Raw genomic sequence first — 20,157 nt, forward strand, 5'->3', positions numbered from 1 at the left:
CTCACACATTTTCTTGATGTGTGAGTAGGAACTACATGTAAGAAATCTCTATATTTCATCCAAATTAAAATGTCTATTTAAATCAGATTTATAAAGAAGTATTGGTACTATAATTAAAGAGGCAATAACTGCTGCAATTGTTCCAAAGATTAGAGCAACTCCTAGTCCGCCAAATACTGCGTCTCCTGCAAGAAGTGTTGAAGCTAGTATGATTGCTGCTGCAGTTAAGAAAATAGGTTTAGCACGTGTTGCTGTTGCATATGCAATAGCTTCTGCTTTTTTCATCTTGCTATCTCTCATAAGTGAAGCTGTAAAGTCTATGAGTAGCAAAGAGTTTCTTGAACTTATTCCAATGAGTGCGATAAAGCCAATAAGGGAGGTAGCAGTTAAAAAGAATGTATCTGCTGTAAATATATCCATAATATAGTGACCAACTATTACACCTATGATTGATAAAAATGAACCTAATAGAATGATACCGCTAAGAGCGTAACTTTTATAGTAAATTACCATTAATAAAAAGATAAGCACAAGAGCTGCAATAAATGCAGCTCCGAGTTCAACAAAAGTATCTAGTGTTACTTCCATCTCTCCATCCCAGATTAACTCATATACATCTTTAGATGCTTTATCTACAAGTCTTAAATTGAAAAGTCCAATTTTTTCTATCTCGTATTTATCATTAAAGGTATCTAGGATAGTGTTTCTTGCTTCCATAAGAGGATAAACTTGTGAAACCATATCAGTCTCAGCCATAACATTTGTCATTTTATGGAGGTTTTTACTCATTATCATCGGGTTTGATTTTTTTGGTACAATTGTTACTAACTCAGTAAGAGGTGTCATCATTCCCATCTGGTTCATCAGTTTTAAAGATGAGAGTTTCGCTTTTATATCATTTATATCTTTTGATGAGAATTTTTTTGACTCTTTGCTTAGTGAGAGGTAGATTGGAATCTGATCGTTAATCGTAGATGAGTTTTTAACAGCTATCTGCATACCCTCAAACGCAAGATAAAGCACATCGTTTAACTGTTTGATATTTACGCCAGATAAAGATACTTTGGTGCTATCAACTTCTACTTCAAACGTATCATAAATCTCATCTTGCATAACTTCTATATCAACCAAACCGCTAGTTTTTTCAAATACCTCTTTAACTCTATTTGAGAGCAGACGCACACCATCTGAATCTTGCCCATAAACTTCCGCAACAATTGCTGCTAACACAGGAGGTCCAGCAGGTGGTTCTACAAAAGTGATGGTTGTTTTTTCATATAGTTTTGTACAGTTATTTTGAATCTCTGGTCTAATGCGTTGAACCATAAAGTATGAAGGCTCATCTCTATGATGTTTTTTTGTAAGGTTTACAACTATTTCTGAGACATTTTCACTATTTTTAAAATGTGAGCCTTTGATAAGTCCTGCAAAATCAAGAGGTGCGCCCATTCCTAAAAATATCTCAAAGTCAGTTATCTCTTTTTCATTTTTTAGGTATTTTGCGACACACTCGCTAACTCTACTTGTCTGCTCAATTGAGCTTCCCTCTGAGAGAGTTGCATAGATTGTAAAAGTATCATTGTTCTTTCCAGGGAGCATTTTTGCCAAAACCATTTTACTAGGAGCTATCATAAGTACAGATAAGACAAATGCTATAAATGTAGCTATGAGAATAAAGTTCCTCTTTTTAGGATTTTGAATACCCTCAAATACTGTATCTTGAAATTTTTTAAACATTAATGTTTCTCCTCGCTATGAAACTCTGGTTTTTTTAACATTCTAGCTGCTAAATAAGGAGTAAAGATATATGCAACAAAAAGTGATGCAACAAGAGCAACTGGAACGTTTGCAGGAATCGGCTTCATAAACTGACCCATCATCTGCCCAACAAACGCCATAGGAACCATCGTCATGATAATTGCTAAAGTTGCAATATTTGTCGGTGGTCCAATCTCATCTGTTGCTTCAATCATAATATCATCAACACTTTTATTTGCAGACTCCCTTGAGTGATAGTGACGGTGAATATTCTCAATTACGATAATTGCAGCATCAACTAAAAGCCCAAGAGAGAGCAAGAAGGCAAAGAGTGTTATACGATTGATGGTTTGTCCTGTTAGGTACGCTACAAAAAGTGTAATTGCTAAGATTGCAGGAACAGTAAATGTAACGATTAAAGACTCTCTCCAACCAAGTACAACAATAAGTAAGATCGCAATAATTACTATTGATAAAAGAAGGTGAAATACAAGCTCATTTACCGCTTCATTTGCTCTCTCACCATCATTTCTTGTAATTACATAGCCTATATTGTTGTTATTTAAAAATTCTTTATAGCTCTCTAAATCACTCTTGACTGCATCAGCAATTACTACAGCATTCGTACCTTGAAGTTTAGAGACTGTTAGAGTTACTTGGTTTTGAAGCTCTGAGAACTCTTCATTTTCACTTTTTTTACTAATAGTTGCTGATTTGAAGTTTTGAATATCATAAGAGGCACTAACTTTTGCTATCTGTCTTAGATAAATTGGAGAACCCATATATTGTGCAATAATTATATTTCCAATGTCATCAGCGCTCTCAATTGCATTTTTTACACCAAGCATTACTATTTCATTATCTTTAGTTCTATTTTTTACAGCTGGAACACTGTACGATAAGGATTGAACACCTTGTACAATCTGTCCCATAGATATGTTATAGCCTGAGAGTTTATTTAAATCTACTTCAACGTTAAACTGATGTTTGTTTCCACCCTTTAGCTCTGTAACTGCAACGTTGCTTAGTCCATTGATATGGTGTTGTATATCTTTGACTCTCTCATAAAGTTCAGTTTTGCTCATATTTGCATCTTTTGAGTAAAAAGCGACAGAGAGAACTGGGATATCCACGTCAATATCAAGTGGTTTAATGATTGGATTCATAGCACCTTTTGGAAACATGTCATAATTTTGCATAATTTTGTCATAAATTTTTAGGTTTGAGTTCTCTTTCTCTTCACCAATGTAAAATGCAGCATTAACAATTCCTACATTATCCATAGCCATTGAGGAGATATTCTCTACACCTTTTACCTCTTTTAGCTTTCTCTCAAGAGGTTTTACAATCGCTTTTTCAATTTCAGCAGCACTAGCTCCAGGAAGAGCAACTATAACGGTAGAGCCGCTCACAACCATTTGTGGATTCTCTTCTCTTGGCATTATATTTAGAGCTAAGTACCCAATTAAGAGTAAAAAAACACCAAGGACTATAGTAAGAGGATTACGTAAAAATCCAGATGCTAATTTACCTGCTATATCAGTTGGTTTATAGTGAATCATCATTAAACCCTACTCAATTACAACAGTTGCATACATACCTGGATAGATAGAGTTGTACACATTTTTAAATGAAATTTTTATCTTAAATGAGTGCGTCATTGGGTTTGAGCTAGGGATTATTGCGCTTACTACTCCAACTGTTTGAATGTTTTGAGACGCTATATTTACGACTACTTTTTTCCCCTCTTGTATAAGTTTTAAGTTGTCCTCTGATATTTCAGCTGATATTTTTAAATCACTCAAATCAGATAGCTCTAAAGCTGGCATTCCTGGCATCGCCATCTCTCCAACTTTTATGTTTTTGCTAACTATTACACCATTGTTTGGCGCTGTTATGTTTAAGTAGCGATACTGATTTTTAACTTCTGCTAATTGTGCTTCTGCTTGAATAACCTGTTTTTTAGCAATAATTATCATATTTGCAAGATTTTGTTCAGCAAGAGCTAAGTTTTCAACTTCAAACTTTGAAACCATATCTTTTTCAAGGAGTCTTCTATGTCTATCTAAATTCAATTTTACGTTTGTATATTGGTTTTGATACATTTGAAGGCTAAGTTGTGCTTGAGAGATACCAAGTTCTACTTGAATAAGAGCAGAATCTATCTCTTTTGAGTCAATCGTATATAGAAGGTCTCCTTTTTTTACGCTGTCACCCTCAGATACTTTAACATCTGTTACAAAGCCCATAAAACGGCTTGTTATCATCTTCCTGTTGTCACTTATAACTGTGCCAGAGAGAGTAATTCCCTCTGCTGCTAATATGGCACTTAGCATCACTAAAAGTGTTACTATTTTTCTCATTTTTCTTCTCCGTTTGCTAATTTTTCAAGTGCGAAAATTCTCTCATTTCGTTTGTTTAGAGTCTGTTGTAGTTGCAATATTTTTTGAATCTGCTCAGATTGTTTGATGATAACATCACTCATGGAAGAGAGTTTTTCTCTATATCTTGCCTCATAGTTGTTATAAATCTCATCAGCTAAAAGAAGCTCTTTTTTAAGTGATTCTATATCCTTGTTTAGGCTCTGTATCTCTGTTCTTATTTTTTGTGTTTGAAGCTCAATGCCACTTTTTGCAAGAGCAACTTGCGTTTGTGTTTTTAGATATTCAACTCTTGATTTTTCAACATTTGCGCCATCTATACCGCCATTAAATATATTTAGAGTAGCTCTAGCACCTATCGTGTAAGATTTATGATCACTTGCATCATTTAAAAACTTATCATCAGCAGTTGCGACCTCTGCAAAAGCACCAACCATTGGATAATATGAAGACTCTGCTACATCAACCATACTTTTTTTAAGAGCAAGCCCACTGTTGGCTTTTTGAATATCTAGGTTGTTTTGCAGTATCTCATCATTTGTAACAGTTGGCATCATAATCTCAAGTGAGGGAGTTTTTATAGATGTCACTTTTTGGTTTAGAAGAAAACTTAAGTAGTGATATAAAAGCTCTTTGTTTGACTCCATTTGTGAGATTAGACGCTCAACATTTCCCTTTTTAGCCACAACTTCAAGTAAATCAACCTTTTTTGCATAACCAACATCTATCATCTCTTTTGTCATTGCCTCTAATGTATCTATATTTTTCAATATAACATTTAAGTTAGAGATAGAGTCCTCAAGAAGAGCCATATCATAAAAGCTTTTTCTAGTTTCATACACTTTTTCATTTAGCATTTGAGTTTTTTCCAGTGTTCTAATCTTTGTAACACTCTGCATGATATCTTCATAACTAGAAATCTTAAAGCCAGTAAATATAGGAAGCTCATACTTTAGTTTGCTCTGAAAGTAGTTTCTAGTTTCTGGATAGTTTAGATCACGAGGCTCAACAGATAGCAAACCACTCATATCTGAGGGTGGAGTACCGCCAGCGGCACCTCCTATAGCTTGACCAAGAGGATTTAAAAATTCTGAAAAACCAAAATCTCCAAAGTTTGCTTCTCTTGAACTTAGTTTGAAACCAAAGACATTTCCAGCGTCATTTGAGCGTGCAAAATCTTGAATTAAATCAAGTTTGCCCCAATGGTTTCCCGAAGCTGCTTTTCTCTCTTGTATAGCACTCTCTATATCGTACTGTGCATTTTTTATCTCTAAATTTTGTGATTTTAGTAACTCTAATGCTTCATGTAAATCCATAGAATCCGAAGCGTTGAGATATGAAGTGCTAAAAAGAAGGGATAAAATAACTACTCTAAACATATATTTCATAGGCATCTCTCTTGATGAAATTAAGTTCTGATTATAACACATATTTTATTTTATTATAAAAAAAATCAAGGTTTAGTCCTAAAATAATATCATACTAAATTTCAAATTTTAATAAGCAAACGTGAAACTAATGTCAAATACTGATGTGATAAACATTTACTCTACACGATTACTACACATTGAAAATATTATACTGCGCAAATAAATAATTTAAAAATGGAGTATTGAGATGATAAAAATAGCTATTGGATCGATTTTAGTTTCGAGTTTTGTTTTAGCGGGTGGTTTTATGGACATGAAAGACAGCGATGATTTACATGCAATGTTATCTAGTGAAAAAGTCTTAAGCCAAGGTAGTAATAAAATTATAGTTGAGTTAAATAGAGGTGGGCATGGAGGAGCAGTTGTGGATGCAAAAGATGTACGAATAAAGTTTTTTATGCCTGAGATGCCAGGAATGCCATACATGGAGTCAAAAGAGATTTGTAAAAAAATTGATAACTTATTTGAGTGCAACGTGAATTTTGCAATGAACGGTACTTGGCAGTATCAGCTTTTTATAAAAGATGACAATAACAAAGATTATGTATATAAAGGGAGTGTTAATCTTGGTCAATCTTCATCAATGCATTCTCACCACTAAGGTTTAGCTATGAAAATGTTCTCTCTTCTTTTTGTACCTTTATTGTCTTTTAGCTTAGAGTTTAATGATGCCTTTGATAGAGCACTTGAGCTCTCTGCAACACTAAAGGCAAAAGAGCAGAGCATTTTAGCATCACGCCAAAATACTCTGAGTGAAGCTACATATAAAAACCCTATTTTAAGCATTGGACTAAACGACATGTTATTAAATAATAACTTCTTTAGAAGAGATGCTGAAGCCATGCAAACACAATTTATTGGGATAACTCAAGAGTTTGAAACTTTTGGAAAACTTGATTTAAAAGAGGCAATACTTAGAGCTGATACTCTTATTTTAGAGTATGAGTTAGAAGATTTGAGATTGGACTTATATAAAAAAATGGCACTAAAAGTAGAAGAGATTTCAACTTCTACTTCCTTACTAGAGTTCTTAGAGGAGAAAAAATCAAATCTTTCATTACTTCTTAAATATAGTGAAGCGAGTATAAATATTGTAGATGCTTTTAAAGTTAGTGTTGAACTTCAAAAGAAGATATTTGCAGTAGAGGATAAAATTTTAGAAACTAAAGAGAAACTAGAGGCATATAAGAACGAGTTCAAATATCTAAGTAATCAAGATTTCTCGTCTATAAATCAGGCTCAAATAGAAGATTATTTTTTAGAAGAAAATATAAAAAAATCTCCAAAATATAAGATATATGAGATAAAAGCAAAACAGTTAGACCTTAACAGCAGGCTTGAAGAGCGAAAAAAATACTCAAATGTAAGTGTAGGTGTAACTTATAACCATCGTCAAAATTATGATGATTATCTCTCTGTGTCAGCTTCATTTGCACTTCCTATTTATGGGATAGAAGAAGCTAAAGTGCAAAAAACAAGGCATCTAAGTGCTGAGAATTTGCAAAAAGAGCAAAACTATATGCTCTTTGCAGTAACTGTTTTTCAAACTAATGCCAAAAGAGTAGAGTACTTAAAAAAACGAATAAAAAATCTTGATGACATTTTATATAAGTACAAAGAGCTAAACAGATATGATAAATCAAACATTACAAACAGTGTGACTTTAGAGAAAAATATAGAAAATGAGAATCTGCTTCTTGATTTAGAAATAGAGAAATTAAAATATAACCTAGAGAAGAGTAGTGCCCTTTTGGAGCTTTTTTATATTACTAGTGGGAGTGTAAAATGAAAATCATATTTTTAATCATGCTGATATTTGCTCTTGGTGAGTCAAAAACAATTGAGCAAACTTTTAACATAAAGAGTATAAAACCAAAAATACAGACTCAAAAAATATCTAAAACATACTACGCTACAACCTCTTACAATGAGAGTAAAATTTATGAAGTAAGTATAAGATTTGATGGTTTTATAGAAAATTTAGGAGCAAATGAGCTCTATAAAAAGGTTAAAAAAGGAGACAAACTTTTTGATATCTATTCAAAAGAGATATACACACTAAAAAAAGAGCTTGCCTCTACAAAAAATTTTCCGACTCTTAACTCAACTATTTTAGAGAAGTTAAAACTCTATGAATTGGATGAAAAAGCAATCTCCTCTACAGCCCAAACTATACCGCTATATAGTAAGTTCAATGGAGATATAATAGAAAAAAACATACTTGAGGGCTCTTATGCAAAAGCTGGCACAACACTCTTAAAAATCGCTGATAGTTCTAACATGTGGATTATTGCAAAAGTGTATCAGAGAGACTTTGAATTTATAAAACAGGGTATGAGTGCTAGTGTTGAGATAGAGGGTTTTAGCGAGCCAAGAGTTGCTAAGGTTTCTAAAATTTATCCAAAAATCAACAAAGATGATTTGACATTTAATGTAAGAGTAGATTTGGATAATGCTCAAGCTAAAATAACACCTGATATGTTTGCAAAGGTAAGTTTTTCTAATGTAACAACTTCTTTGCTCTCCCTGCCAAAAGATGCGGTTATAAAAAGAGGAGATAAATTTTATGTCTTTAAAAAGGTATCCCTAACTGAGTATGAGCCACAAGAGGTGGAAGTTCGGTATGCGGGTGGGTTTTATCAGATATTAGGTGGAGTAGATGAGAGTAGCGAGGTAGCCCAAAATGCTCTCTTCTTGCTTGATAGTGATGCAGTTACTAACGGCTCATACATGAGCGAAAAGTGGTAGTGAGATGGTTGAAAAAGTAATAGATTTTAGCTCAAAAAATATATTTTTAGTTCTTATACTCTCAGCTATTTTAACTTTTGTGAGTATATTTAGTCTTAAAAACATCTCTCTTGATGCGCTCCCAGACCTCTCTCCTCCTCAGGTTATACTACAAGTCTCGTATGAGGGGCAGTCTCCTAAAATCATAGAAGAGCAGGTTTCATATCCGCTTATAAGCTCTTTGATGTCACTTCCAAATATTAAGACGATTAGAGCTATGAGTAGTTTTCAAAATGCTCTTATATATATAATATTTAAAGATGACACTGATATTTATGCAGCTAGAAGTAGGATACTAGAGCAACTCTCTTCAATACTTCCAACACTTCCTGAGGGTGCAAAAGTTAGCATGGGACCAGACGCTACGGGAGTAGGGTGGGCGTATCAGTATATATTGAAGTCAAATAAACTAAATCTCTCAGAATTAAGAGATTATCAAGATTACTACTTAAAGTATGGGCTCTTAGGTGTTGATGGTGTTAGTGAAGTGGCTGCTGTTGGGGGTTTTGTAAAGAATTATCAGCTTTTAATTGATCAAGATAAGATGGTTAAATATGATATAGGAATTGATGAGATAATCAATGCACTAAAGAAAAACAACCAAGATAAAGGTGGTGGTGTACTTTTAGAGAATGGTTATGAAAATATTATTCAAGCTCGTGGATATTTAACGAGTTTAGAAGATATGAAAAACATCACACTAAAGGTAAACGGTGTAACACCGCTAAGGCTCTTAGATATAGGTGAAGTTGTAGAAACTCCACAATCAAGACGAGGTGTTGCTGATTTTAATGGTGAGGGAGAAGTAGTCGGCGGTATAGTTTTGGTGCGATATAAAGAGAATACTTATGAAGTGATAAAAAAAATAAAAGCCAAAATAGAGACGCTAAAGAGTGAGGATGTAGAGATAATTACAACTTATGATAGAAGTAAACTCATAGATAAAGCTATCGATACACTCAAAAACACACTACTTGAAGAGTCTATTATTGTAATCATTATTACAACTCTTTTCTTATTTCATTTTAGAAGTGCTTTGGTTGTTATCATTGTGCTACCCATGACCATACTTCTTACTTTTTGGCTTATGAGTCTATTTGAGATAGGCTCAAATATTATGAGTTTGGGTGGCATCGCTATAGCCATTGGTGCCATGGTAGATGCTTCTATTGTTATGATAGAGAATGCCCATAAACACTTAAGTAAAAGTGATGGTACTAAGAGCAGAGTTGAAATAATCATAGACTCTTCAAAGCAGGTTGGTCGCCCAATATTTTTTGCTCTTATCCTTATCGTTGTCTCATTTTTACCAATATTTGCACTTGAGGGTCAAGAAGCTAGGCTCTTCTCGCCCTTAGCATATACAAAAACATTCGCCATGCTAATAGGTGCACTTTTATCTATCACTTTAGTGCCAGTTTTAATGATACTTTTTATAAAAGGAGATATCAAAAAAGAGGAGAGTAACTATATAAATAGATTTTTTATCTTTTTATATACTCCTTTGTTAAAACTATTTTTAAAATTAAAATACCTTGTTTTTGTTTTTCTCGTCATAGGTATAGCTTACATATACCCTCTTTACAATGCTCAAAAATGGGAGTTTATGCCACAACTCAATGAGCAAGATTTTATGTATATGCCAGTGACTCCTTATGGCATAAGCATTGATTTGGCAAAAGAGATTACTCAAGAGACGGATAGGATTATTAAAAGTTTTCCAGAAGTTGATACTGTTTTTGGTAAAGCAGGTAGAGCAAATAGTGCAACTGATCCAGCTCCGCTTGGCATGATAGAGACAATCATAACTTTTAAAGATAAATCTGTTTGGAGAGAGGGCATGACTTATGAGAGGCTCATGCAAGAGATGGAGGAGAAGCTAAAAATAAAAGGGTTGATTAACTCATGGACATATCCAATTAGAGGCAGAATAGATATGCTCTTAACAGGAATCCGCACACCGCTTGGGATTAAGCTTTATGGAGATGATAATAAAATCTTAGAAGAGATATCTTCACAAATAGAGCAGAAATTAAAAACTATGCCATCAACATTAAATATATCTGCCGATAAATCAAATAGCGGATATTTCTTAGATGTGGATATCAAACAAGATAGTTTATCACGATATGGACTTACAAAGCAAAACATACTAGATACTATCTCTTTTGGTGTTGGAGGTTTGGGAGTAAGTACTTTTATAGATGGTCTTAAGAGACACCCTATATCTATAAGAGTGAACTCAAATCAAAGAGAGAGTATTGAGAAGATAAAAGAGTTAAAGGTTAAAACAAAATTTGGTTTTTTACCAATTGAGATGTTTGCAGAGATTAAGTACATAGAGAGCCCTAGCGTTATAAAGAGCGAAAAAGGGATGAAGGTCTCATTTGTGTATATTACGCCAAAGAGTGATGTAAGTGCTGATGAGTATAAAAGTGCAGCTAAAGATGCACTGCAAAGTATAGAACTTCCAAAAGGGTACTATTATGAGTTTGCAGGGCAAAGCGAGTATTTAGAAGCGGCTAAAAAGAGACTGGCTTTTATCATCCCAATAGTTCTTCTTAGTATATTTGTTCTTATATATTTTGCTCTTAAAGATGTTCTCAATTCTCTTATTGTTTTCTCAACTCTGCCATTTGCAATTCTTGGTGGACTTTTATATATAGATTACCTTGGATTCAATCTCTCTATAGCAGTAGTTGTTGGCTTTTTAGCACTTCTTGGCATTGCTGCTGAGACAGCTATAGTTATGATTATTTATCTTGAAGAGGCTATAAATGAGAAAATATCTACACATCAAGAAGCTATAATTAGAGGCTCTGCAGGACGGTTAAGACCAAAGCTTATGACAGTTTTTGCAATTCTTGGTGGACTTATTCCTATCATGTATATTCATGGAGTAGGAAGTGAAGTTATGCAGCGTATTGCCGCACCTATGATTGGAGGAATTGTTACTTCTGCAATTTTGACGCTTCTTATTATTCCTTTGTTATACTCTATAAGAAAAAGATAGTAAAATGGCGATATGAAGATTTTACTATTAGAAGATGATGTTATTTTATCTGAAATACTCTATGAGCACTTAAGTGAAAAAGGTTATGATGTCTCATCAGCTTATGATGGCGAGGATGCTTATGAGAAGATTATAAATAGCCGTTTTGACTTTATGCTCTTTGATGTAAATGTTCCACTTTTAAATGGATTTGAGTTGCTAAGACTCTTGGGAGAGCAACATGTAAACATACCGACTATTTTTATCACATCATTAGATTCTGCACATGATTTAAAAAGAGGGTTTGATTTGGGTTGTGATGATTATCTTAAAAAACCTTTTGATTTAGTAGAACTTGATGCGAGGATAAATCATCTCTTAAGAGTGCACAACTTAAACTCTTTACATGTAGTAATAGACGCTAAAAGTTATCTTGACAAACTTACTTATGAACTTGTAAAGGGTGAGCAAAGAGTAAAACTATCAAAAAAAGATTTTGAAATCATAGAGTATTTTTTATCGCACAGAGAGAGGATAATCTCACATGATGAGCTCGCAGCAAATATTTGGCTTGATTCTGAAACACCATCAGATTCAACACTTAGAACTTACATAAAAAACATCAGAATATATCTTGGAAAAGATTTTATAACTACTATAAAAGGAGTCGGTTATAGAGTTAACATCTAGCGAGAAAAAGTCTCTTTATGGCTTTTTAGGACTTTACCTAAGTTCATCTATCTTTTTAATTATCATCATTGCATTTAGCTTTTATAGCTATGAGGCTTCAAATATAAGAAGTGCCAAAAAAGAGAAAATGCAAAATATAGCACTAAGTATCTCTTCTAAAATAATCTCATCTTACATGCACTCAGAAGAGTTACATGTAGAGGCTGTAGATGGATATGAGATAGCTCTTTATAGCATAGATAAGGAGCCAATAGCTGGAGAATTTTCTGGTGTTAAATTTGTACAGGGTTTTTATGAAGATGGAGAGTTTGATTACTTTGTAGATCTTACTCCACAACTTCATCATGGCGTAAAGTATCTAGTACTAAAGAGTAAAAATGCAAATGAGCAGATTTTAAAACTGATAAAAAACACTCTCTTTATTGCCATATTTTCTGTTATTTTGGTTGTAGTTGTTGGTTACTTTTTAACAAAGATGTTTTTAAAACCTATACAAAATGAGAGAATAAAATTTGATAAGTTTATAAAAGATTCTACTCATGAGCTAAACACTCCAATTACTGCTATTTTAATGAGCATTGATAGGTTAAAGAAAGAAAATATTGATGAGAAAATTTTAAGTCGTGTTCAAATAAGTGCAAAAAGAGTGCAAAAAATATACTCAGATTTGACATACCTTCTTATGGATAACAAAAGTCAAGAGACAAAAAAGCTAAATATAAAGAGTATGATAGAGAGCGAACTGACACTCTATGAAGATTTGGCGAGTAAAAAATCACTCACAATAGAAAAAGAGTTAGAAGATTTGTTTTTTAGTATTGATGAGGTAAGTGCGCAAAGGTTGTTTAGCAATCTGCTCTCAAATGCAATAAAATACAATAAGCACGGCGGAGTAATTGAGATAAAGCTTAAAAATGGGGAGTTAATTATCAGTAACAGCGGCATAGGGATAAAAAAAGAGCTGCAAGATAAAATTTTTGATAGATTTTACAGAGCCAATGATTACGAGGGTGGCTTTGGAATAGGGCTCGATATTGTCAAAAGAGTTTGTAGTAGATATAGTATTGATATAAAGATCTCTTCAAAAGAGAGTTCGAAAACAACCATAAAACTAAAGTTTTAAGAGATTTGGATGGGTTTACCCATCCATTTTTGCTCTTATGTATGCCCTTTTGATAACATTTTAAGGCTTATGAGAAGATATTTTTGATTGAACTGATTAATCATCTCAGAATCTTTCATCATTAACTTAAGAGCCTCAAAAGATGAGAGACTTTTTCTGTGTGGTCTGTGGCTTGTAAGTGCGTCAAAAACATCACAAATCCCTATAATGGCAGCAAAATCACTAATGTTTTCTTTTGTTAATTGGTTTGGATAACCAGTTCCATCATAGCGTTCATGATGATGCATAATGGCATCTATTATGTATGGATCTAAGATTTTATTCTGCTTTATGATTTCAACACTGTAGTTACAATGTTTTTGCACTGCTTGACTCTCTTGAGCGCTAAGTTTTGCCTCTTTTGTAATAATATTAGTATCAATTTTTTTAAGACCAATATCATGAAGAAGTGCTGCAACACCCAATTTAATGAGCTGAATCTCTGAATATTTAAGCGCATGTCCTAAGGCAAGAGAGTAGATGGCAACATGTAATGAGTGATACTCTAAGAGATCTTCATCTCGTAAATATGTCATAGTGTTTTTTATAAAATATTCATCATATTTAATTAGAAAAATAATTGATTTTATAATTAATTCAGTGCAATCAGGGTCTATTTTATTATCTTGGCTCTTGATAAAAACATTAAAGAGCTTAGAAGTTACATCATAAAGAAGAGCAACTCTTTTTTGGTGATTCTCTCTGTTGTGACGTATGTAGTACCTTAGACTTTTACATGAGAGTATCTGTTTATCTTCATCTGAGGTAGAAATATATAATGCCTCATGGTTTTTAAGTTTACTCCAAAGAGTCTCACTTATGTATGTGCCAGCTTCAATAATTATTACATAATCATTATCTTTTTTAATATAAATATCAAAAGGTACAATCTGATCAACGGAGATAGTATTAATGTCAAATTGTATATAACTATGTGAGTAGTCTAGTTTAGTTTTAATAATTTTCATAAGCGCGATTATAGCGAGATGTTTGAAAATAAAAGTTGTACTAAACAATTATTGGCTAAAATATTTTTTTGAAACAAAGGTAAAAATTATGCAGATAATAGTAGATTCTCTTAGAAAAAAAGGCAAAATTTATAAAAAAATGCAAGAGATTTTTCCTAAAGAGTTAGGAATAAGAAACAGAATTAAAATATATAAAGCAACTGATATCACTGGATATTTCTGGGCGATTTTTGTTATCTCTCAAAAGAGTAAACTGCTAATAAAAGATGTTGAGAAATTTGAAGAGATTTATACAAAACTTACTCTTTTTTGTGCACATAATTTTAAACATAAAACTATTTTTATAGACGCACCGCTTTGCTCAAAAGCAAAGAGTGCACTCCAAGAGCTGGGTTGGAAAATTCAGTAATGCTTCTTTGTGATATTGGAAATACAACTTATCATTTTTTTGATGAAAACTCATCATACAAAGAGGATGCAAAACTCTTTAATCCATCATCCATAAAGAGAGAAGTTTTTTATATATGTGTAAATTCCAGTGTAAAAGAGCGCCTATCTTTGCTAGATAATTGGATTGATTTATCGCTACATGTAGATATGAGCAGATACTATAAAACAATGGGAATAGATAGAATTATGGCTTGTGAAGCGATAGAGAGTGGCGTGGTTGTAGATGCGGGCAGTGCTATTACTGTAGATATCATAAAAAATGGAAACTTTGAGGGCGGTTTTATATATGCTGGAGTTAAAGCCATGAATGAGTGTTATAAAAATATCTCCGCTCAACTTGAGTACTCATTTAACTTTGAGCTTGATTTGGATAAAATGCCGAAAAATTCTCGTGATGCCATAAGTTATGGATACCTTGGGCTTCTTTATAAAGAGGTTGCCTCTTATGGTATGAAAATATATCTTACAGGCGGAGATGCAGGGCAGTTTAGTAAACTTTTTTTAAACTCAGATGTAGATGAGTTACTGCTTTTTAAGGGGATGAAAAATATTATGAAAAAGGCGAATTTATGCTAACAGTTGCACTTCCAAAAGGGCGCATTGCGCAAGAGACTTTAGAGATTTTTGAGACTCTATTTGGTGATGGGTTTGCGTTTGATGATAGAAAATTAATCCTAGAGACTCCAAAATTTCGCTTTTTGCTTGTTAGAAATCAAGATGTTGCTACCTATGTTTTTCATCAAGCAGCTGATATCGGAGTTGTGGGGCTTGACACCTTAGAAGAGCAGGGACTTGATGTAATTCGTCTGCTTGATTTAAAACGTGGTATCTGCAAAGTTGCTATTGGAATGAAAAAGGGCGAGAAATTTGACCTTAACAAACCAGAGATAAAAGTCGCTTCAAAGATGGTAAATATTACAAAACGCTACTTTGAAGAGCGCGCTGTCTCAGTTGATATCATCAAACTATATGGCTCAATAGAACTAGCTCCTCTTATAGGTCTTGCTGATATGATTGTCGATGTTGTAGAGACTGGCTCAACTATGAAGCAAAATGGACTTGAAGTTGTAGAGGATATCATGACTTCATCAACTTATCTTATTGCAAATAAAAACAGCTACATCGCTAAAAAAGATGAAGTTCTTGATATCTATGAGAAGATTAAGAGCGTAATTGATGCGGAGCAAAAAATAAAATGACAAACCTTGACCTTTATGCAAAAGCTGAACATCTCTTAGGTATAGAAGAAGCGACTGAAGCACTATATGATTTGTACCGTTCAGAGCTAGATAGTTACAGCGTTAAAACACTTTTAGATGTTGGATGTGGTCGTGGCGGTTTTATGAAGCGTATGATAAGCGATGGCGTTACATGTAGAGGAGTTGATCTTAGCTCAGTTATGGTTGAAGAGTGCAAGGCAAACGGTTTAGATGCTCAGTGTATTGATATATCAAAAGTTGATGCAAAATATGATGCAATCGTGGCTATCTTTGATGTATTGAATTTTTTAAACGAAGAGGAACTGTTAAAGTTTTTAGATGAAATCTCTCTTAGGCTAAGTGATGATGGAGTTTTCATCGCAGATATTAACACGCTTTATGGCTTTAAGGATGTCGCAGAGGGGAGCATGAGCAGTGAAAACGAGAGAGAGTTTTTAGTAGTTGATGCAATTTTTGAAGATGATAAGCTCTTTACAAAATTTACCATGTTTGAGATGTGTGAAGATGAGAGATATAAAAGGTATCAAGACACCATAGTACAATATTTTCACAAACTAAAAATCTTTGAAAAGCAGAAATCTTTAAAGCTCATAGATAAGCAGACTTTCTCTTTATATGATACAAAAGATAAAACACTTCTTATCTTTAAAAAGGCTTAGCTACTACATCCAAGTTAAAAACTCTATGGTAAAAGTAGCACCATTTTTAGAATTTGCCGCAGTTATAACTCCGCCGTTTTTCTCAACTAAGATTTTTGATAGATAAAGACCTAAATGCAACTCATTGTTCATATCGTTGTCGTATGAAAATATATTATCAAAAGATTCTCCCCTGATTCCACCACCGTTATCACTGATGGATACTTTCTTATTATTAACAGAGATATGTATCTCTGGGTTTATTGTATCTCTGAGTTTAAAAATCTCTCTTGCATTATTTAAAATAGTAAATACTACTTGAGAGAACTCATTTTGATTTCCAAAAACAGTATCTCTCTCATGTGAGATAATATAAATTTTTATGTCATCAAAGTAGAAAGTTCCCTCAACAATTGTGAGAATCTCTAATATGGTATCGGAGAGAGAGAACTCTTTTGTGTCGTATGAGGGTTTATAGAAATTTTGAAAGGTATCTATTGTTTCAGACATAAACTCTAGTATATCTTTTGACTTTTTTAACGACTCTAAAAAGTCATCTTTGTCAAAAGAGTCCAAAGAGAGTATTTTTTGTCTGTTTTTTTTAGTTATAGATAAAAGAGATGCAAGAGGTTGCTTCCATTGATATGAGATATGCATCAAAAGTTCACCAAGAGCAGCTTGTTTAGATTGTTGATACATCATCTGCTCTTTAAATTTGTTCTTTTGTATCTCTTCTTGAACTCTGCACTCTAAATTTTTCTCATAAGCCCTCAATGCAAGATGTGTAGAAACTCTTGAGAGAAGTTCATCTGGATGAAATGGTTTACTGATATAGTCAACGCCTCCCGCATCAAACCCTTTTTGAATATCCTCTTGTGTATGTTTAGAACTTAAAAAAATAATTGGAATATGGTATGTTTTTGGAGAATTTTTTAAAGTTTTGCAAACTTCACAACCATCACTCTTTAGCATTGTGATATTTAAGAGAATTAAATCTATCTCATTTTCACCAAATAGTATCTCAATTGCATCTTTATCATCAGAAGCGCTTAGCAAGTTGTATTTTTGAAGCAATTTATTCAAAGTGCCAATATTTTCTTCTTTGTCATCTACTATTAATATTGTCTGTTTTTCATCCATAAAAAAACCCCTACACTCTAATTGAAATATTAAATTATATCTTGTGAAACATAAAAAATAGATGGTATTATTTGCACTATGAAAATATGTAAAATTTGTAGTAACAAAACTACTAAAATTGTAGATACAAAAAGTTCTAAAGAGTATTATAAATGCGCTACATGTAATTATATAGCGCTTGATGAGAGATTCTACGTCGATGAAGTGCGCCAGAGGGCTCATTATGATAAGCATCATAATACACTTGAGTCCCTTGGTTATGTAAAAATGTTTGAAGATTTAGTTTGTGAGTTTGTTCTGCCATATAGAGAAGAGATAAAAACTTCATTAGATTTTGGATGTGGAGAGGGCGAGGTTTTACCCATTGTTTTAGAGAGAGAAGGCATCTTTTGTGATAGATATGATTTGCACTATTTTCCTAAAAAAATATATAAAGACAAAGAGTATGACTTAATTCTCTCAACAGAAGTTTTTGAGCATTTACAAAACCCTCTTGAGCTTTTTGCTGAACTACTCTTACATGTAAGGCAAGGTGGTTATCTTCTGCTTATGAGTGCATTTCATCCTAGTAGTGATGAGGAGTTTTTAAAGTGGTGGTATATTAGAGATATCACTCATATAGGTTTTTTTGATTTGAATACACTCTCTTACCTGTCAGAGAAGTTTGAACTTGAGATAGTTAAGCATAACTTTAAGAATAGTATCCTATTTAAAAAAAAGTGAAATAAAAAGAAAATAGAGGCTATAATTTGTCAAAATTATGTCAAGGAATAAAAATGAAAAATGTAATACTCTCAGCTCTTGTGGTGCTATCTTTCGCATTTAATGTTAATGCAAGTGAAAAAAGCGGATGTACTCTAGCTCAAAATGGTAATGTAGAGGTAAGTTGGACAGGGTATAAAACCCCAAAAAAAGTTGGAGTTAATGGAACTTTTGACAAAGTAACTTACGTTGGAGTAGCTCCAAGTGGTGAAGATTTTCGCTCTATATTGGTTGGTTCATCAGTTGTTATAGACTCATCGAGTGTAAATTCAAAGCATGAAGATAGAGATTCAAAGCTTGCAAATTTTTTCTTTGGACTTATGAGTGATAAAAATATTAATGCAAAAATATTAGATATTAAAGCAGATAAAAGAGTGAAAGATGCTCCAAGAACAGGTCAGTTAAATGTAGAGATAGAGATGAATGGCGTTAAAAAAATTACTCCTATGACTTATAGTTTTAGTGATGGAATTTTTGAGGCAAAAGGCTCAATCGATTTATTAGAATTTAGCGCAAACGAAGCATTAGCTGGGATAAATAAAGCTTGTTATGATCTTCATGAGGGCAAAACATGGAGTGATGTAGGAATTGGTTTTAAAACTAAAATAGAAGCAACTCTTTGTCAGGTTAAAGCTATAAAATAAGCAGATAACTATTTTAAAAGATTTTATACTATACAATTCATCTCTAAAAATAATAAAGAGTATGAGTTGTAAGGATTAAAATTTGAAGATACTAGTAACAGGAACAGCAGGTTTTATAGGTTATCATCTAGCTAAAGAGCTTCTCTTAAGAGGAGATGAAGTAGTTGGACTTGATAACATAAATGATTACTATGATGTAAAGCTAAAGTATGCCAGACTAAAAGAGCTTGGAATAGACAAAGATGATATAAAAGATAATCAACTTACCCAATCCAAAACTTATCCAAACCATAAATTTATTAAAGCAAATCTTGAAGATGCAGAGACAATAAATAGACTTTTTAAAGAAGAAAAATTTGATGCGCTCTGCAACCTTGCAGCTCAAGCTGGAGTTAGATACAGCATAGAGAATCCTCACGCATATATTCAAAGTAATGTCGTTGGTTTTTTAAACCTCTTAGAAGCTTGCAGAAACTATGATGTGAAAAATTTTGCCTTTGCCTCATCCTCATCCGTTTATGGATTAAATAAGTCTCAGCCATTTAAGAGTAGTGATCATAGCGATCATCCAGTGTCACTATACGCAGCAACTAAAAAAAGTAATGAGATGATGGCTCACACCTATGCGCACCTCTATGGTTTGCACTGCACAGGTCTGAGATTTTTCACAGTTTATGGAGAGTGGGGAAGACCTGACATGGCACCTATGCTTTTTGCTGATGCTATACTAAATGATAGAGCTATAAAAGTGTTTAATCATGGAAATATGAGCAGAGATTTTACTTATGTTGGCGATATAGTTGAGGGTGTTATAAAAGTTATAGATAACCAATCAACACCATCACAAAAATTTGATGCAGCAACTCCAAATCCATCAATTTCATCAGCTCCATATAAAATATATAACATTGGAAACAACTCTCCAGTTCAGCTCTTAGACTTTATTAAAACTCTTGAAAATGCCATAGGTAAAGAGGCGCAAAAAAACTTTCTTCCAATGCAAGATGGTGATGTAGTCTCAACTTATGCGGATGTAACCGATTTGATGAATGATTTTGGTTATAAACCAGAGACTTCACTAAAGGTTGGAATAGAGAAGTTTGTGAAGTGGTATAGAGAATTTTACAAATAGAAC

General features: G+C 33.2%; 19 protein-coding genes. 13 read left to right on the forward strand and 6 right to left on the reverse strand.

Features of this window, described 5'->3' with window-relative positions:
• Positions 1 to 48 precede the first annotated feature (48 nt).
• Genes SUDEN_RS11545 through SUDEN_RS04620 form a run of 4 tightly spaced genes read right to left on the reverse strand, consistent with a single transcriptional unit; the run spans position 49 to position 5,527 of the window.
• Positions 49 to 1,737 (reverse strand): efflux RND transporter permease subunit, encoded by a 1,689-nt coding sequence (locus tag SUDEN_RS11545; RefSeq protein ID WP_011372506.1) that lies wholly within the window; start codon positions 1,735 to 1,737, stop codon positions 49 to 51.
• A complete protein-coding gene (locus SUDEN_RS11550) occupies positions 1,737 to 3,323 on the reverse strand; it encodes an efflux RND transporter permease subunit (RefSeq protein ID WP_011372507.1) in 1,587 nt (528 codons plus the stop codon). Before SUDEN_RS11550 ends, SUDEN_RS11545 begins: the two co-directional genes overlap by 1 nt.
• A 6-nt stretch (positions 3,324 to 3,329) precedes the next feature.
• Positions 3,330 to 4,121, reverse strand: a complete 792-nt coding sequence (locus SUDEN_RS04615) for an efflux RND transporter periplasmic adaptor subunit (protein WP_011372508.1) — start codon at positions 4,119 to 4,121, stop codon at positions 3,330 to 3,332.
• On the reverse strand, positions 4,118 to 5,527 hold the full coding sequence (locus tag SUDEN_RS04620) for a TolC family protein (protein ID WP_041672215.1): 1,410 nt from the start codon (positions 5,525 to 5,527) through the stop codon (positions 4,118 to 4,120). Before SUDEN_RS04620 ends, SUDEN_RS04615 begins: the two co-directional genes overlap by 4 nt.
• Before the next feature lie 229 nt (positions 5,528 to 5,756).
• Here SUDEN_RS04620 and SUDEN_RS04625 point away from each other — a divergent pair, with 229 nt between their 5' ends.
• The 6 genes from SUDEN_RS04625 to SUDEN_RS04650 all read left to right on the forward strand — a co-directional run bounded on the left by SUDEN_RS04625 (position 5,757) and on the right by SUDEN_RS04650 (position 13,161).
• Positions 5,757 to 6,170: a FixH family protein gene (locus SUDEN_RS04625; RefSeq protein ID WP_011372510.1), complete on the forward strand. Its 414-nt coding sequence runs from the start codon at positions 5,757 to 5,759 to the stop codon at positions 6,168 to 6,170.
• Positions 6,171 to 6,179: 9 nt separating this feature from the next.
• Positions 6,180 to 7,358 (forward strand): TolC family protein, encoded by a 1,179-nt coding sequence (locus SUDEN_RS04630; protein WP_011372511.1) that lies wholly within the window; start codon positions 6,180 to 6,182, stop codon positions 7,356 to 7,358.
• Positions 7,355 to 8,317: an efflux RND transporter periplasmic adaptor subunit gene (locus SUDEN_RS04635; RefSeq protein ID WP_011372512.1), complete on the forward strand. Its 963-nt coding sequence runs from the start codon at positions 7,355 to 7,357 to the stop codon at positions 8,315 to 8,317. The genes SUDEN_RS04630 and SUDEN_RS04635 overlap by 4 nt, the downstream gene beginning before the upstream one ends.
• 4 nt (positions 8,318 to 8,321) lie before the next feature.
• Entirely contained in the window at positions 8,322 to 11,369 is a 3,048-nt protein-coding gene (locus tag SUDEN_RS04640; protein WP_011372513.1) for an efflux RND transporter permease subunit, read from the forward strand.
• A 12-nt stretch (positions 11,370 to 11,381) separates the two neighbouring features.
• Positions 11,382 to 12,038: a response regulator transcription factor gene (locus SUDEN_RS04645; RefSeq protein ID WP_011372514.1), complete on the forward strand. Its 657-nt coding sequence runs from the start codon at positions 11,382 to 11,384 to the stop codon at positions 12,036 to 12,038.
• Positions 12,039 to 12,165: 127 nt separating this feature from the next.
• Entirely contained in the window at positions 12,166 to 13,161 is a 996-nt protein-coding gene (locus SUDEN_RS04650; RefSeq protein WP_011372515.1) for a sensor histidine kinase, read from the forward strand.
• 35 nt (positions 13,162 to 13,196) lie between these two features.
• Here SUDEN_RS04650 and SUDEN_RS04655 read toward each other — a convergent pair whose 3' ends face one another.
• On the reverse strand, positions 13,197 to 14,168 hold the full coding sequence (locus tag SUDEN_RS04655; protein WP_011372516.1) for an HD-GYP domain-containing protein: 972 nt from the start codon (positions 14,166 to 14,168) through the stop codon (positions 13,197 to 13,199).
• An 88-nt stretch (positions 14,169 to 14,256) separates the two neighbouring features.
• Here SUDEN_RS04655 and SUDEN_RS04660 point away from each other — a divergent pair, with 88 nt between their 5' ends.
• Genes SUDEN_RS04660 through SUDEN_RS04675 form a run of 4 tightly spaced genes read left to right on the forward strand, consistent with a single transcriptional unit; the run spans position 14,257 to position 16,497 of the window.
• Positions 14,257 to 14,577, forward strand: coding sequence for a hypothetical protein (locus tag SUDEN_RS04660; protein ID WP_011372517.1), 321 nt, complete (start codon positions 14,257 to 14,259; stop codon positions 14,575 to 14,577).
• A complete protein-coding gene (locus SUDEN_RS04665; protein WP_238374826.1) occupies positions 14,562 to 15,194 on the forward strand; it encodes a type III pantothenate kinase in 633 nt (210 codons plus the stop codon). The genes SUDEN_RS04660 and SUDEN_RS04665 overlap by 16 nt, the downstream gene beginning before the upstream one ends.
• Positions 15,188 to 15,817, forward strand: coding sequence for an ATP phosphoribosyltransferase (hisG, locus tag SUDEN_RS04670; RefSeq protein WP_011372519.1), 630 nt, complete (start codon positions 15,188 to 15,190; stop codon positions 15,815 to 15,817). Before SUDEN_RS04665 ends, hisG begins: the two co-directional genes overlap by 7 nt.
• Positions 15,814 to 16,497, forward strand: a complete 684-nt coding sequence (locus SUDEN_RS04675) for a class I SAM-dependent DNA methyltransferase (RefSeq protein WP_011372520.1) — start codon at positions 15,814 to 15,816, stop codon at positions 16,495 to 16,497. The genes hisG and SUDEN_RS04675 overlap by 4 nt, the downstream gene beginning before the upstream one ends.
• Before the next feature lie 3 nt (positions 16,498 to 16,500).
• Here the strand turns inward: SUDEN_RS04675 and SUDEN_RS04680 are convergent, their stop codons facing one another.
• On the reverse strand, positions 16,501 to 17,616 hold the full coding sequence (locus SUDEN_RS04680; protein WP_011372521.1) for a hybrid sensor histidine kinase/response regulator: 1,116 nt from the start codon (positions 17,614 to 17,616) through the stop codon (positions 16,501 to 16,503).
• A gap of 78 nt (positions 17,617 to 17,694) precedes the next feature.
• Between SUDEN_RS04680 and SUDEN_RS04685 the strand changes: the two genes are divergently transcribed.
• The 3 genes from SUDEN_RS04685 to SUDEN_RS04695 all read left to right on the forward strand — a co-directional run bounded on the left by SUDEN_RS04685 (position 17,695) and on the right by SUDEN_RS04695 (position 20,154).
• Positions 17,695 to 18,339 (forward strand): class I SAM-dependent methyltransferase, encoded by a 645-nt coding sequence (locus SUDEN_RS04685; protein ID WP_011372522.1) that lies wholly within the window; start codon positions 17,695 to 17,697, stop codon positions 18,337 to 18,339.
• Positions 18,340 to 18,392: 53 nt separating this feature from the next.
• A complete protein-coding gene (locus tag SUDEN_RS04690; RefSeq protein WP_011372523.1) occupies positions 18,393 to 19,022 on the forward strand; it encodes a YceI family protein in 630 nt (209 codons plus the stop codon).
• 82 nt (positions 19,023 to 19,104) lie between these two features.
• The gene (locus tag SUDEN_RS04695; protein ID WP_011372524.1) at positions 19,105 to 20,154 is read left to right on the forward strand and encodes an NAD-dependent epimerase; all 1,050 of its coding nucleotides are present in this window, start codon (positions 19,105 to 19,107) and stop codon (positions 20,152 to 20,154) included.
• Positions 20,155 to 20,157 lie beyond the last annotated feature (3 nt).

Source organism: Sulfurimonas denitrificans DSM 1251, assembly GCF_000012965.1.
Taxonomy (GTDB): domain Bacteria; phylum Campylobacterota; class Campylobacteria; order Campylobacterales; family Sulfurimonadaceae; genus Sulfurimonas; species Sulfurimonas denitrificans.

Bases quoted from the DNA above. Each gene is read 5' to 3' on its own strand.
- SUDEN_RS11545 (WP_011372506.1), bottom strand. From the start codon at position 1,737: ATGTTTAAAAAATTTCAAGATACAGTATTTGAGGGTATTCAAAATCCT.
- SUDEN_RS11550 (WP_011372507.1), bottom strand. From the start codon at position 3,323: ATGATGATTCACTATAAACCAACTGATATAGCAGGTAAATTAGCATCT.
- SUDEN_RS04615 (WP_011372508.1), bottom strand. From the start codon at position 4,121: ATGAGAAAAATAGTAACACTTTTAGTGATGCTAAGTGCCATATTAGCA.
- SUDEN_RS04620 (WP_041672215.1), bottom strand. From the start codon at position 5,527: ATGAAATATATGTTTAGAGTAGTTATTTTATCCCTTCTTTTTAGCACT.
- SUDEN_RS04625 (WP_011372510.1), top strand. From the start codon at position 5,757: ATGATAAAAATAGCTATTGGATCGATTTTAGTTTCGAGTTTTGTTTTA.
- SUDEN_RS04630 (WP_011372511.1), top strand. From the start codon at position 6,180: ATGAAAATGTTCTCTCTTCTTTTTGTACCTTTATTGTCTTTTAGCTTA.
- SUDEN_RS04635 (WP_011372512.1), top strand. From the start codon at position 7,355: ATGAAAATCATATTTTTAATCATGCTGATATTTGCTCTTGGTGAGTCA.
- SUDEN_RS04640 (WP_011372513.1), top strand. From the start codon at position 8,322: ATGGTTGAAAAAGTAATAGATTTTAGCTCAAAAAATATATTTTTAGTT.
- SUDEN_RS04645 (WP_011372514.1), top strand. From the start codon at position 11,382: ATGAAGATTTTACTATTAGAAGATGATGTTATTTTATCTGAAATACTC.
- SUDEN_RS04650 (WP_011372515.1), top strand. From the start codon at position 12,166: ATGCAAAATATAGCACTAAGTATCTCTTCTAAAATAATCTCATCTTAC.
- SUDEN_RS04655 (WP_011372516.1), bottom strand. From the start codon at position 14,168: ATGAAAATTATTAAAACTAAACTAGACTACTCACATAGTTATATACAA.
- SUDEN_RS04660 (WP_011372517.1), top strand. From the start codon at position 14,257: ATGCAGATAATAGTAGATTCTCTTAGAAAAAAAGGCAAAATTTATAAA.
- hisG (WP_011372519.1), top strand. From the start codon at position 15,188: ATGCTAACAGTTGCACTTCCAAAAGGGCGCATTGCGCAAGAGACTTTA.
- SUDEN_RS04675 (WP_011372520.1), top strand. From the start codon at position 15,814: ATGACAAACCTTGACCTTTATGCAAAAGCTGAACATCTCTTAGGTATA.
- SUDEN_RS04680 (WP_011372521.1), bottom strand. From the start codon at position 17,616: ATGGATGAAAAACAGACAATATTAATAGTAGATGACAAAGAAGAAAAT.
- SUDEN_RS04685 (WP_011372522.1), top strand. From the start codon at position 17,695: ATGAAAATATGTAAAATTTGTAGTAACAAAACTACTAAAATTGTAGAT.
- SUDEN_RS04690 (WP_011372523.1), top strand. From the start codon at position 18,393: ATGAAAAATGTAATACTCTCAGCTCTTGTGGTGCTATCTTTCGCATTT.